Origin of the sequence: Arthrobacter sp. FX8 (assembly GCF_026723805.1) — a bacterium.
GTDB lineage: Bacteria > Actinomycetota > Actinomycetes > Actinomycetales > Micrococcaceae > Arthrobacter.
This window is the reverse complement of the sequence record NZ_CP113505.1, coordinates 3,932,820-3,946,032: the sequence shown is the minus strand read 5'-3', so window position 1 is coordinate 3,946,032 and position 13,213 is coordinate 3,932,820. Positions and strand designations below refer to the sequence as shown.

Here is a 13,213-nt window from a genome sequence, read left to right as displayed (position 1 = left end):
GAGGGCAGAGAAAGGAGTAGCGCATGAAAGTCTTCCAGATCGGTGCTGCCGGTGGCGTCGGCCAGTGCCTGATGAAGCGGCTCACGGCCCCGGGGGATGCGGCAACTGGGATGCATCGCGCTCCACAGCAGGCGCAGAAGATTATCGGATTTGGCGGTACCCCCGTCCGCGGAGATCTCATTACAGATTCTGTCGATGAGCTCTCGGCGAGGATGGAGGGCCATGACGCAATCGTATTCTCGGCCGGCGCGCACGGAACCGGCCAAGACAAAACCACGCTCATTGACGGCAAGGGACTCGAGAAAGCTGCTGAGGCGGCCTCTCGGGTTGGAGTTCGACGGTTTGTACTCGTATCCGCCTTTCCGGAATCGGAACGGTCCGGGGGCGGGGTGAGGGCTTTGAACACTACATGCGTGTAAAGAAGTCTGCAGATGTTTATCTTGCGCGCACAGCACTGGATTGGGTCATCGTGCGGCCTGGGCTTCTTACCGATGAGCCCGGCAACGACCTCGTCACTGCCGGGCCAGCCATCGAGTACGGCCCCGTCCGCCGGGACAATGTTGCCGCCTTCATTGATGCTGTACTTCACCGACCGGCCCTAAACAGGACCATCATCGAGCTCACGGACGGTACTACCCCCGCATCCGAAGCCGCCGCGGATTTAGCTTCCTTTGGCAAGAGCCGCAGCTAACCAGGAGTAGCAAGCGCATCATTCGGCTGACGCTTTTGGTTACCTCCATGGCATCGCCGCGTCCTTCCGACAATGCTGAAGCGCGGGAAGGACAGATTCTTAATATGGATTCCGTCGCTGGACACCACGTCGACGCCGCAGCGGGAGTGTACTCCTCCACCAACTTCTTTGTGCAGGCCATGATTGAGTCGATGCGGAGAGAACTCGGCGTCAATCATGGTATCCGCGTCAATACACTGAGCCCGGGCGTTATCAACACCGGGTGGGCTGAAAAAGTCACCGCCCCGAAGGGCCGTGCAGCCGCCGAAGAACTGAACAAGTTCGCCATCACATCTGAAGATGTCGCCCGGGCAGTTCTCTTCTCGTTGAACCAGCCAGAGGATGTAACGCTCAACGACATGAGTATCTCTCCGACCCGGCAGCACTGGTAACTGTCCGGGCCTGAGCATGTACTTTGTCCCTCTTCCACGGTGCACTTGGCAGCGCAGCAACTCACCCCAATCTGAATAATCATGGTTCCCCTACCAGCAGGGCGCTGACCCCGAGGGGAACCATCGAAAGGAAAAATGCACTATGACTAACCCATTTGCCGCCCTGGAACTTCGTAGTCTCCGCATACCGAACAGGCTCTGGATGTCGCCAATGTGCACGTACAGTGCAGCGCCGGAGGGGAAGCTCGTAGGGGCCCCCACTGATTTTCATCTTGCCCACTACGCGGCCCGAGCTGCCGGTGGTGCGGGCCTTGTGATGGTAGAAGCCACCGGGGTCAGTCCTGTGGGTCGCATCTCCGCGTGGGATCTGGGCCTGTGGAACGATGACCAGGCACAAGTATTTGGTCGGCTGACCTCCGCAATCACGGAAGCTGGAGCCGTCCCGGCAATCCAACTCGCACATGCTGGCCGGAAAGCGTCCGTCGACAAACCGTGGCTGGGCGGTGAACAACTTACAGAAGACCGCCACGGCTGGCCGACACAAGGGCCAAGCACAGTTGCTTTCCCGGGTTACAGTGCTCCCAGTGAAATGAGCAAGGAAGATATCGCTTCGGTTGTGCAGGACTTCGCATCAGCCGCCAAGCGTGCCCTTACGGCAGGATTTAAGGTTGTTGAAATTCATGCCGCCCACGGTTACTTGCTCCACTCATTCCTATCTCCATTGTCGAACCGGCGCACCGACTCCTATGGCGGAGACCTGGCTGGGCGATCGCGGATTGTCATCGAGGTTATCGATGCCGTGAGGTCCGTGTGGCCCCCAAGCCTCCCTGTCTTCCTCCGTGTGTCGACAACAGACTGGATAGATGAAAATCCCGACCTTCAAGACGCGTCATGGACGATCCGGGACACCATCGAACTTTCCCGTGCAGCTACCAAACACGGCGTAGATCTAATCGACGCATCCAGTGGCGGCTTGGTCCCCACGCCCATCCCACGGGACCGGGATTACCAAACGCGTTACGCACAGCAACTACGCTCCAACGTTGATGCTCCGGTTGCTGCAGTCGGTCGGATTGATGATCCGTCATGGGCTGCCGAGCTCCTTGAGCACGGTCACGCTGACGCACTTTTCATAGGCAGGGCCCTCCTCCGGGATGCGTCTTGGCCAAATAACGCAGCATCGGCGCTTGGCTCTGATGCGCGCTATCTTGAGCAATACTCCTACGCGGTCTAGCCTCCCGCTAGGCCGAAAGTTGGTGACGTGAGTGCCCACGAGGCGCTGACTCCATGCCTGCCACCTCACCGTAGGCATGTGCGAAAGAACGGGAGCGGTTCCCAGGAATCGCTTCCGTTTGATTGCCGCCGAGCACTGTCCGTCGCTGGTAGGAGCGGGGGCAGCGACGCAACGAAGGCAACCCGTGCGGGAAGGGGCATCAAGTCCCGGCGGAACCATGGAATTTCTGGTGTCATCACCTCAATCGGCCCAGTTGTCCTGGTTGGCGCCTTCCCGCCAAGAAGAGATGTTGTGGCCCCTTCGAACCTAGATCGGGAGAGATTTCCTCCACCCGATAGCAAAAACGCAGGCGGTGAGGGGTCGCAGGGGCGTGCAAAACAGCAACCTTGGCAGGCATGACGGGACATGGCCTGCATCACGTACTTACGTGACCGTTGACACTATGAAACACGAGACCGTAGTATTGTCACTAAGTCGGATTGTCCGACAAACATCGATGGGGATGGACGGAGAATACAGATAATGTCTGAATACGATCTGGTTGTAATTGGCAGCGGATTCGCCGGTGCGTCAGCTGCGTTGAGCTACTGCGAGAAGGCTGCCGAAGAAGGCAGGTCAGGCCGTGTAGCCGTGGTGGAAGTCGGCGCCGAGGACGAACGCTCAGGCGGGTCGCGCTGGACGATGGCTTGGCTTCGAGTTTACGAAGACGGCCGCCTCGATGAGTCCTGGAAGGACCGGGTCCAGGAAACGTCCAAAGGCCTGGCCGACCGGGAATACTGCCTGGCTCTTGAGCGCGAGGTCCCGGGCACCATCAAGTACCTGGAAAGCCACGGCGTTGAGCTGTATCAGCACTGGGAAAACGACGTCGCACTTGAATACGAAACCGACAAGAGCATCAAGTGGCCCGTCGGTGGCGGTCTGCAGATCGTGAACAACCTCCTCACCCACTTCCAGTCCTTCGATAACGCCGAAATTCTGTGGGAAACCGAGGCAGTCAAGCTGAGCATTTCGGATGATGGCCGAGTAAACGGCGTCGTCGTCCGAGGGAAGGATGGCCTGCTGCGTACACTCACCTCCCATGCCGTTGTCATCGCTTCCGGCGGCTTCGAGGGCAATCCCGAGATGCTGACCCAATACCTGGGCAACAACGCCGTTGACATCAAGCCGATCGTTCCAGGCCTGCATCGTAACAAGGGTGCCGGTATCCGCATGGCAATGGACCTCGGAGCGGATACGGCCGGTCAGTTCGACATGTTCCACTCAGAGGTTGTCGACTCCCGGACCAGCCGACCGGACGCCGTGATCTGGGGCCACAACTACGGCATTTGCGTCAACCAGGAAGGTAAGCGCTTCTTTGATGAAGGTGAGGACTATCTCTTCGCCCACTTCGAGCTGTTGGCGTACGAAGTCTGGAAGAACCAGAATCAGAAGGCTTACTTCATCACCGACAAACCTGTCATGGAGCGGATGCGTCCGGGCTGGGTCTACGAAACCACGGACTTGGAGCCCGAGGAGGGTGCGACCCTTGCCGAGCTCGCCACGAAGCTTGGCTTGGATCCGGCGGCCGTTGAGGCAACAGTTCAGGAATTCAATAACTCAACTCCGGGCGGACCCTTCCAGCCAGAGATTCTCGACGGGTTGGGCACCCAGGGCATCACTCCACCGAAGTCGAATTGGGCGAACAAAATCGAATCCGGCCCGTTTTACGGCTACCCGCTCGAGGCCCGCATTACCTTCACATACGGCGGGCTCAAGGTCGATACCGATGCCCGCGTCATCTCGCGTGGCGGTGCCGTTATCCCGGGCCTCTACGCAGCCGGCGAAATTACGGGTCTGTTCTATCACGAGTACCCGCCGGCCACGTCCTCGATCCGCTCCATGACTTTCGGCCGCGTCGCAGGCGCCAACGCCGTTAAGTACCTGACCGAAATCGGAGCACCCGACAGTGCCGCCCCGGCACCGCAGGTTCCCTCCACTACACAGGTCGATGAATCCGCCCTCCCCTCCGTCCCGGAGTCAGAGGCTGCGTCAAAGGCCGCCGAGGCAGCAGGAAGCAGGCGCTGACCTCAACCGCCAGGTTTCCATCAGGGACCAACGCAATAATCTCCTGCCCGTGCAGGGGCAAGGAACATCATGTATAGGAATCGGCACGTCCCACTTTGTCGGGGCGTGCCGATTCCAGTTTGGAGGAAAGTATGAGCCAGCCACGCATCTTCGAGATGCCCCGCATTGAAAGAGTTATCGAGGGCCGGGGCGCCCTGAAACAGATTCCTGCCGAGCTCAACAGGCGCGGCTTGAACCGTGCACTCCTGCTCACCGGCAGGACATTAGGAGCCAGTCCACAGTTTGCTGAGCTCGTCAGCTCAATGGGTGAAAGGGTCGCAGCAGTTCATACCCAGGTGGAAGCACACAACCCGGTCAAAGGGCTTGCAGAGCTGGTGGATCTAGCTCAGAGTGTGAACGCGGACGTCATAATTGGAATCGGCGGCGGCTCAGCGATCGACGCCGCAAAACTCACCGCCTTGGGTGTAGGAGAGGGAATCACCGACCCCCAAGACTTTCTTCGGTACAGTATCTCCCACGGCCTTCCGGACCTCACCGGAACCCCAGTGCCGGTCATTGCCGTGCCCACCACGCTTTCGGCAGCGGAGTGGAACGGCGTCGCGGCATTCGTGGATGACGTGACCGACACGAAAGAGCTCACCAGGTACCTGGCCCTGACGCCCAATACCGTTGTCCTTGACCCGGACCTTGCTGCTCTGACGCCGCGCAGCCTTTGGACCACCACCGGTGTCAGGGCAATCGATCATGCGGTGGAAATCGCCTACGCCACCAACGCCCACCCATTCACAACGGCCCTGTGCACTGCCGCTCTGCGCGCCTTGGCTGAAGATCTACCGAAAACAGCGAAAAACCCCTTGGACCACGAGGCCACCCTGCGGTGCCAGCAGGCAGCCTGGATGTCGCTGGTCGGAGTCCACAACGTCCCTGTCGGGCTCTCACATGCGATCGGACACCAGCTGGGTGCAGCAGGTGTCCCCCATGGCGTCACCTCCTGCATTACCTTGCCGCACGTCATGCGCTTCTTCCAAGAAGCCACCGCCGCCCAACAGGAGGTGATGGCGAAGGTGCTTGCGGAGGCCAGAGGAGCATCGGTGCCGCTGTCGGCACCGGACGAGATGGCGAAGCTGTTTGATGAGCTTGAGGTGCCGCGGAGCATCCGCGACTTCGATATTTCCCCCGAGGCCCTGGAGAACGTAGTGCGCGCCACGATGGGTGAAGCGGAGGCGGTACTGCGCCAGGCCCCCCGGCCGGTAACCGCCGATGATGTCCGCGCCCTGCTGCAAAAGGCCTACTGACAACGAATCCCGCCACAGTACGGACAGCCGTCCGTGCACCAGAGCCCAGCAGCCCCCGTCCTGAAGGTTATCCAGCACCTGGACGGGGGCTGCTGTTCTGCGTTCTGCTTGCCGGAGACGTGCGTGCGCCCGGGACACGGCCCAGTTACTGTCTGGATGACGGCTGCTGGGCCGGCAGTAGGGACTGCAGCAGGATTAGGAATAGCGGAGGATGACATTCCTTGTCGGGCGCCCAGGCGGAACACCGAGGAGCATCGGATATGGCCGGGCATCTCCGGCACTGCACCAGAAGTGGCTAATCTTCCCCAGCGCGGCGCAGCGCACAGGAAAGCCGCCGCCCACTGGGTGTCCGCTGGGCGGCGGCTTTGGAAGGGTTTTTAGTCCGGAAGACCGGCGGAGTGGCCTTGTCGGTCGGCGTACGAGACCACGACGCACTTGAGGTGGCTGTAGTGGTTAAGTGCTTCAATGCCCTTCTCCCGTCCATAGCCGCTGTACTTGTGGCCTCCGAAGGGAGTCTGGACTGCGCCGGTGGACCAGGTGTTAATAAAGACCTGGCCTGCTTCAATTTCCTCGGTCACCCTGAAGGCACGGGAGATGTCCTTGGTCCATACGGCGGCCACCAGTCCATAGTCTGAGCTGTTGGCGATCCTGATGGCGTCTTCTTCGGTGTCGAACGGGATGGCCACGAGGACCGGGCCAAAGACTTCTTCCTGTGCCAGTCTCGCCGAGTTGTCTACGTTGGAGTACACCGTGGGGTTGACGTAGAAGCCCCCTTGGAGTTTCTCATCGGCCGGCAGGTCCCCGCCCACCTCGGTTTGAAGTCCTTCTTCCTTCGCAACGTCAAAGTATTTTTGAACCTGCTGGTATTGGTCGCGGGTGATCATGGGGCCAAGGTCCTGGCCGGGGCGGAGCGTGCTGACAACCTCGGACACAGCTCTAACGAACTTGTCGTGGATGGACCTCTGAACCAGGAGCCGTGTTCCCGCAGAGCAGATCTGTCCTGCGTTGGTCGTGAACGCCCTCACCGCTTCCTTCGCTGCAAAGTCCAGGTCAGCGTCTTCGAACACGATGTTCGCAGATTTCCCGCCCAGTTCCAGGGTCAAGGGGATGACCCTGTCCGCGGCAAGGTGGCCGATCGTCTGGCCCACCGCGACAGAGCCGGTGAAGGCGACCTTGCGGACCGACGGGTGGCGGACGAGGTCCGTTCCGACCTCGGATCCTTTACCCAGGACCACGTTGAACGTGCCGTTGGGAAAACCGACTTCGGTGGCCATTTGTGCCAAAGCGACCGTCGTTTGTGAGGACGCTTCCGCTGGTTTGACGACGACTACGTTGCCGGCCGCCAACGCGGGTGCGCAGGCCCGGGCGGCCTGGTTCAAGGGGACATTCCAGGGAGTGATCACGCCTATTACCCCGAAGGGTTCCCGACGCGTGTAGATGTGCTGGTCGGGCTCGACATCGAGGGTGTCACCGACAGGGAAATTTACCAGCCCCGCGTAAAACTCGAAGTAGGCTGCAGAGTTCTCAACTTCACTCAGTGCCACTGCCAGTGGCTTGCCCGTATCCTGGATTTCCAGTTCGGCCAGCTCCTGGCTTCTCTCACGCATCGTCCGCGCCAGGTTGCCCAGCAGCCGTCCGCGCTGGGCCGATGGAAAGCGCCGCCAAGACCGGGCGGCGTTCTCTGCCGAGGCGACAGCTGCTTTGACGTCATCAACGTTGCCCTGTGCTACTTCAACACCTCCCCCGCCGGTCGCCGGGTTAACGCCCTCCCGGTAGGAGTTGTTGGAGGGAACGGCTGATCGGCCATCGATCCAATGATTGAGCTTCGGTGCCATGATTTTCCTTTTATGAATTTTGACCCTGGACGTCGGTCCGGTCGTTTTGGTGACAGCAACTGGAGGGCGTGCCTCGGTCCGGAGGTAGGTAGCTTGCCTGAAACTGCGCTCTGGCTACGGCCGTCAGGCCTCAGCTACTTACAGGGCTCCGGCCGCGGCCGACTCTGCGTCGAGTACCTTCTGAGCGACCCGCATTGCAGCCAGCCCGGCAGGCGCTCCACAATAGGCTGTTGCATGAATGATGGACTCTACAATTTCTTCCCGGGTCAGTCCGTTGCGGAGTCCTCCCCGGAGATGAATGGCAAGTTCATGATGCTGATTGAGGGCCACGAGCATCCCGATGTTCAGCAGGCTTCGGCTTCGTCTGTCCAGTCCGGGCCTAGTCCACACAGCCCCCCAGACCGTTTCAGTAATGTGGGCCTGGAGGGCCTCACTTTCGGTACCGGCTGAGCGCTCCAGAGATTCGGTGACATAGGTATCCCCCAGCACCTCACGTCGTACTTTTATCCCGTCCTGCCACTGGCTGGTTTGCTGGGTCTGGGTTGCCGCATCGTTGCTGTCCATCGTTCTTCCTTTGTAGTCCTTAAGGCTGATTGCCCGCATCCGCTGCCTCAATTTATGCCGCTGGTTCTTCTTCATTGGCTTGCGTGATCTTCAGGCCTACCAGCGTGTGTGAGGCTTTAGATTTGCTGGCGTATGTGAGGGTTTCGGGCGTAGAAGCCGACCAGCGGAACGATGAGCAGCCCAAGAACGAACTGCTGGGCGTTGTTGTTGAGCCCGTATCCGACCAGCAGTGAGGTCAAAGCGATGAGCACCAGAACCCCGAGCAACGTACTGCCGTATCCGCCCCGGCCGCCCAGGAGGGATGTACCTCCGACTGCCACCGCGGCCACGGTGAGGAAAAGATACGGGTCTCCGACCCGTACAAAGGCCCCGCCAGTGAAGCCCAGAAGCAGAACACCGGTAATGGCTGAGAACAACCCGCTCATGGCATAGACGGTGACCCACCGACGGGGTTCGGAGATCAGCATCAGGCGGGCTGCCGACCGGTTACCGCCCAGGGCGTAGGTACTGCGCCCGAACCAGGTCCTTCGCATGACCAGCACCAGGCCGGCCGCAAGAATGATCCAGATGATCACGATGGGAGGTATTGGCAGGCCGAAAGTCTCGCCGTTGAGGGAGGAGATGTTCGCCAGCCATTCCGGGACAACGCCGCTGGTACCGCCTGCATTTGAGGCACCCATGCTCGTCAGGACCTGCGTTGCCCCCACGGTGGCGAATCCGACACCGAGGGTCACGATGAGTGCTTGATTTTGTAGCCGCATACTCAACAGGCCATTCAGTATGCCCACCACAAGGCCGGCGGCGAGGACCAGGAAGATGGCCAGGCCGGCCGGTACCCCGGCGCTGATGAGGTAAAGGGTTCCGATGTTGGCCGACCCAATCAGGTAGGGAATGGAGAGGTCAAGCCCTCCGAGAAGGGCACACATGGTCTGGCCTACGGAAGCCAATCCAAGGAACGCACCCAGGAGGAGCATCGAGCGAATATTCGGTGCGGACAGGAACCCCTGCACGGTGGTGGCACCCACGATCATTAGGCCGGCGAGCATGACCAGTCCAAGGACAATGTTCTTTTGTCCGGAAACTCTGCCCATCAGCGGACTTGATTTGCCAATTGCGGGGGTTTTGATGGTCGTCATGATGCTTTAACCTCCTGGCGTTTCCGCCATAGGGTGGGGGCGACCACGCTGACCAGGAGTGCCAGCACCAGGATGAGTCCGTAGGCCAGTTGAACCACGAACGATGCCAGCGATCCGAGCGAGAAGGTCGTCAGGGTAAATGAGATCAGCGTTACGGCGATGGCACCCGGGATGGACCCCAGAACCCCGCCGCGGCCCCCGGCGAGGCTGATGCCGCCCAGGACAAGGGCGGTGATGGCGGCGAGGGTGTAGGTTCCGCCCTGGGTCGGGTTCCCGGAGGCAATCTGCCCGGTGTAGGCGAGGCCCCCAGCTCCGATAAGGAGTCCTGAGATGCCATGGGCGATGATCCGGATCAGGGTCACAGGGACTCCGCTGACGAAGGCTGTGCGCTGATTGGACCCGACCAGCCGGAGGTTGGTGAACAGGGGCGTCCGGGTGAAGGCCCACCAGCTGAGGATGGCGACGATCAGCACTATCGTCATCGGGGCGAGGATGGATCGTCCCGATCCCCATTCAGCCAGCCATCGGGGAGCCTGTCCCTGAGGCTGGGCGAGAATCACCAGGTTGATGCCCGACAGAGCCAGGAATGCGCTGAGCGTCACGATGACCGGTTCGATGCGTGCCACGGTGATGACAACTGCCTGAATGACCTGGATGAGAATGCCGATGCCCAGCGCCCAAGCGAAAATCAGTGCGGGGGTCCCGATCTGGTTATCGAAAAAGAACCGTACGAGCGTGACGTTGATGAAAATCATCATCGGCCCCACGGACAAGTCGACTCCGCTGCCGACCAGTGCCGTGACGGTAAGGCCCATGACGATCAGAATGAGCGGCACGGCGGAAACCAGAAGCCCGCCGATTCCACTGGCGCTGAACAGGTAGGGTGCCCGGACTGCGCAGACGACGAGCAGGATCAGGAGGAGGCCCCAGGCTGCAAAAGCATAGGACGAGCTGTTCGCCAGCCGGGCAAAGGAACTTTGTGGCTTCATGATTGTTCGACCAGGGCTTTCTCAACATCGAAATTGGACTCCAGATGGCCGAACATCCCTGACAGGACCCGGTCGGAGGTTATTTGCTCTCCTGAAAGCCACCCCAGCAGGGCGCCGTCGCGAAAGACTGCCACCCGGTCGCAGAGACCGATCAGCTCGTCTATTTCGGTAGAAAGGTAGATGACACCGGCACCTGTTCCTGCCAGCGTGTCCAGTTGGGAGTACAACTCGCGTTTGGTGCCGATATCGACTCCGCGGGCAGGATCGTTCAGTGCCACTACCCGGGGTCCCTGGGCAAGAACGCGGCCGATCAGCACTTTTTGCTGGTTCCCACCGCTTAGCGAGGTGATGGGATTGGATGAAGCGCCGGCCCGTAGCTTCAGCATCGAGGACATGTCTTTGAAGCGGCTGCTGATGGCTTTGCGGTCAATGAACATGCCGCGCCGATGCTTCTGGTAGAGGGGCATTCCGAAGTTCTCAAGGATGCTCAGATTGGGGAAGATACCTTCCTTCCTCCGGTCCCCCGAGATGTACTCGACCTTCGACTCGATGGCCTTCGCCAGGGAGGTGATGGGTGCCGGCCGGCCGTCCCCGTCCAGGGCAGTGACCTCGCCGGAGATGGCAGGCCTGACGCCGGTCAGGGCCTGCAGGAATTCCGCCTGCCCCTGTCCGTCCAGTCCCGCGAAGCCGACAATCTCTCCGCCACGAAGTTCGAAGTCGGACGGGCGGGCTCCAGGAGTGGCCACCAGTCCGTCGGCCTTGAGGGCCACATTCTCCCTGGAGAGGTTGCGGACGCGCTGATGATGGGTGCCGCCAGCCAGACCCTTTTCGGAAGCCACCCCGGTCATCAGCTCTATCAGCCTGTTCTCGGTGATCTCGTCGCCGCTGAGAACGCCCACGTTGATGCCATCACGAAGGACCGTGGCCCGGTCAGCGAACGTCGTGAGCTCGGCGATACGGTGCGTAACGATGATCACGCATGCACCGACCGAACGCAGCCGTTCCATCTCCGAATACAACCGGGCAGCGCCCGGAAGGTCCAAGGCAGCGGTTGACTCATCGAAGATGACTACTTTCGGCGAGCGGATGAGCGCACGGGCTATCGTGACCCATTGACGGTCCGCCAGGGACAACGTGTCCACCAGGGCTAAGGGGTTCACCGGGTGGCCCATCAGAGTCTCCAGCAGCTCTGCCGAGCGCCTGTTCTGCTCCTTACGGGAGATCCGGGAGCGCCAGAGCCCTTGTATGCCGATGAAAACGTTATCGGCGATGCTGGCACCTTCGGCGACGAGCACTTCCTGAAAAACGGTGGCGATGCCCGTGCTGAGTGCCTCGGAGGGGTTCCTCACGGTACGGCCGTTGATGAGGATGGTGCCTTCGTCAGGAAGCACGATGCCTGACATGATTTTTGCGAGCGTGCTCTTGCCGCTGCCGTTCTCACCCACGATGGCGTGGATTTCCCCGGCGGCCGCCGAGAAGTTGGCTCCCCGTAGTGCCCTGGTTTCCCCGAACGACTTCGCTGCGCCCTTGATTTCTACACTGATTTCCTGCTTCTCCGTCTCAGCCTTTAGTGACTGAGACGGAGAGGGCAGTGTGGCCTTGGCCATGCTGGTGCTCCTACTGCTTGCGGGGTCAGGTGCCGTTTTAGGGCTTCCAGGCCATGGGGTCGGAGGGGTTTTTGAAGAACTTGTCGAGATGCTCACCGGATAGCCATGTACCTGTTGGCGGCTCGAGCCAGCCGTCGGCGTTCACGTCGCAGTTGGTACCGAGCTTTTCCTTGGCGTAGTCATAGCTGAACTCGGAGGGGGTCCTCACAATGGACCGGATCAGTGGGCCCTGTCCTTCCAGAGTCCGTACGGCAGTTTCGACGCCAAGGGCGATTTCCTCACCTGGGGGCCAGATGTTGAAACCGGTGGTGGCGAATTGAGGGTTCTTGACCCAGTAGCAGGCGGCGCCTGTCTCCCCGCCAATATTGATCGGCACGATTGGCCGGCCCGACTGTTGAAGCGCCTGCAGGGCGCCGGTGGCTGAAGCCGGCTGAACGACGATTCCGTTAATTTCTCCGGTGTTAGTCGCCAGGAATTTTTGAACTTCGGTCTTCGTAACTGGAGCAGACCACTGGCCGGTCACCGTGCCGACGATCTTTACGTCAGGATGCTTTGCAACGGCGGCTTGAACGCCTGCTTCGAAATCGGCCGCGTTGGCCGCACCGGGGACCCCGAGCACGTCCAGCAAGTTGCCCTTGCCCCCCATCTTCGTGATTACCGATTCGGCGGAAACCCTTCCAGCCTCGAAGTAGTTGGTCAAAGCGCTGATGGAGTATGGGGAATCAACGTGTCCACTGAAGTTTACGAAGGGAACGCCCTTGTCATGGGCGTACTGGATGGACTGATTGAGCGCTGTGGCCGATGAGCAGCAGGCGATCAGGATGTCCACGCCCTGATCCACCAGTTGGCGGATTTGTTGGTTCTGCACCGTGTCATCCGAATTGGACTGGGTCACGACCACTTCATCGACAAGGCCCGCCTTCTTGTAGGCAGGGATGACATCGTCCATGAGGTGCGTCATGGCCCGGGTCTGCCAGGAGTTGCCCGAATACGGGCTGGCGTACCCGATGGTCCAAGGTGGCGGGCCCTTGGGCTTCCAGTTCTCAAGGTAGGGAGTTGGACCGGTGGGGACCTTGAAGTTCTCGTAGTCGTCCTGCAGGTCTTTCGGGAGCGAGGTAAGCACGCTGTCCTCGGATCCTCCAGTGGCGCCCTGCCCCGTGGGGCCAAAATCTGAGCCACCTCCGGAACAGGCAGTCAGCAGCAGAGACACGGCGACGGCGAGGACAGCGGCGGGGCGCCACCGAGATCCTTTGTCACGCAGGCGGCGCGACGAGCCGGTATTGAGGTCTTCGTTGACCATCTTTCTTGTCCTCCAGGGTGAGTACTACCCGGTGCGGGCCGGATTGACCACGCACTTATCTGGTGGC

Annotated in this window: 12 protein-coding genes; 6 read left to right on the top strand and 6 right to left on the bottom strand. The window is 60.5% G+C overall.

Going from position 1 to position 13,213, the window contains the following annotated elements:
- Positions 1 to 23 precede the first annotated feature (23 nt).
- The 6 genes from OUO20_RS21765 (at position 24) to OUO20_RS18450 (ending at position 5,715) form a co-directional block, all read left to right on the top strand.
- Positions 24 to 419 carry an NAD(P)H-binding protein gene (locus OUO20_RS21765; RefSeq protein WP_442781097.1) on the top strand — a complete coding sequence of 132 codons (396 nt, stop codon included), beginning with the start codon at positions 24 to 26 and terminating at the stop codon, positions 417 to 419.
- The gene (locus OUO20_RS18470; protein ID WP_442781147.1) at positions 353 to 691 is read left to right on the top strand and encodes an NAD(P)H-binding protein; all 339 of its coding nucleotides are present in this window, start codon (positions 353 to 355) and stop codon (positions 689 to 691) included. The genes OUO20_RS21765 and OUO20_RS18470 overlap by 67 nt, the downstream gene beginning before the upstream one ends.
- A gap of 47 nt (positions 692 to 738) precedes the next feature.
- Entirely contained in the window at positions 739 to 1,122 is a 384-nt protein-coding gene (locus OUO20_RS18465; protein ID WP_268002379.1) for an SDR family oxidoreductase, read from the top strand.
- Between the two features lie 142 nt (positions 1,123 to 1,264).
- The gene (locus OUO20_RS18460) at positions 1,265 to 2,356 is read left to right on the top strand and encodes an NADH:flavin oxidoreductase/NADH oxidase (RefSeq protein WP_326498054.1); all 1,092 of its coding nucleotides are present in this window, start codon (positions 1,265 to 1,267) and stop codon (positions 2,354 to 2,356) included.
- 522 nt (positions 2,357 to 2,878) lie between these two features.
- Entirely contained in the window at positions 2,879 to 4,420 is a 1,542-nt protein-coding gene (locus OUO20_RS18455; RefSeq protein ID WP_268002378.1) for an FAD-binding protein, read from the top strand.
- A 131-nt stretch (positions 4,421 to 4,551) separates the two neighbouring features.
- Positions 4,552 to 5,715: an iron-containing alcohol dehydrogenase gene (locus tag OUO20_RS18450; RefSeq protein WP_268002377.1), complete on the top strand. Its 1,164-nt coding sequence runs from the start codon at positions 4,552 to 4,554 to the stop codon at positions 5,713 to 5,715.
- 377 nt (positions 5,716 to 6,092) lie between these two features.
- Here OUO20_RS18450 and OUO20_RS18445 read toward each other — a convergent pair whose 3' ends face one another.
- From OUO20_RS18445 to OUO20_RS18420, 6 genes are all read right to left on the bottom strand, one after another.
- Complete coding sequence (locus OUO20_RS18445) at positions 6,093 to 7,550, bottom strand: aldehyde dehydrogenase family protein (RefSeq protein WP_268002376.1); 1,458 nt, start codon at positions 7,548 to 7,550, stop codon at positions 6,093 to 6,095.
- Positions 7,551 to 7,688: 138 nt separating this feature from the next.
- The gene (locus tag OUO20_RS18440; protein WP_268002375.1) at positions 7,689 to 8,189 is read right to left on the bottom strand and encodes a carboxymuconolactone decarboxylase family protein; all 501 of its coding nucleotides are present in this window, start codon (positions 8,187 to 8,189) and stop codon (positions 7,689 to 7,691) included.
- 41 nt (positions 8,190 to 8,230) lie between these two features.
- Positions 8,231 to 9,250, bottom strand: a complete 1,020-nt coding sequence (locus OUO20_RS18435) for an ABC transporter permease (protein WP_268002374.1) — start codon at positions 9,248 to 9,250, stop codon at positions 8,231 to 8,233.
- Positions 9,247 to 10,239, bottom strand: coding sequence for an ABC transporter permease (locus OUO20_RS18430; RefSeq protein WP_268002373.1), 993 nt, complete (start codon positions 10,237 to 10,239; stop codon positions 9,247 to 9,249). Before OUO20_RS18430 ends, OUO20_RS18435 begins: the two co-directional genes overlap by 4 nt.
- A complete protein-coding gene (locus OUO20_RS18425; protein ID WP_268002372.1) occupies positions 10,236 to 11,846 on the bottom strand; it encodes a sugar ABC transporter ATP-binding protein in 1,611 nt (536 codons plus the stop codon). Before OUO20_RS18425 ends, OUO20_RS18430 begins: the two co-directional genes overlap by 4 nt.
- 37 nt (positions 11,847 to 11,883) lie before the next feature.
- Entirely contained in the window at positions 11,884 to 13,146 is a 1,263-nt protein-coding gene (locus OUO20_RS18420) for an ABC transporter substrate-binding protein (protein ID WP_268002371.1), read from the bottom strand.
- Positions 13,147 to 13,213 lie beyond the last annotated feature (67 nt).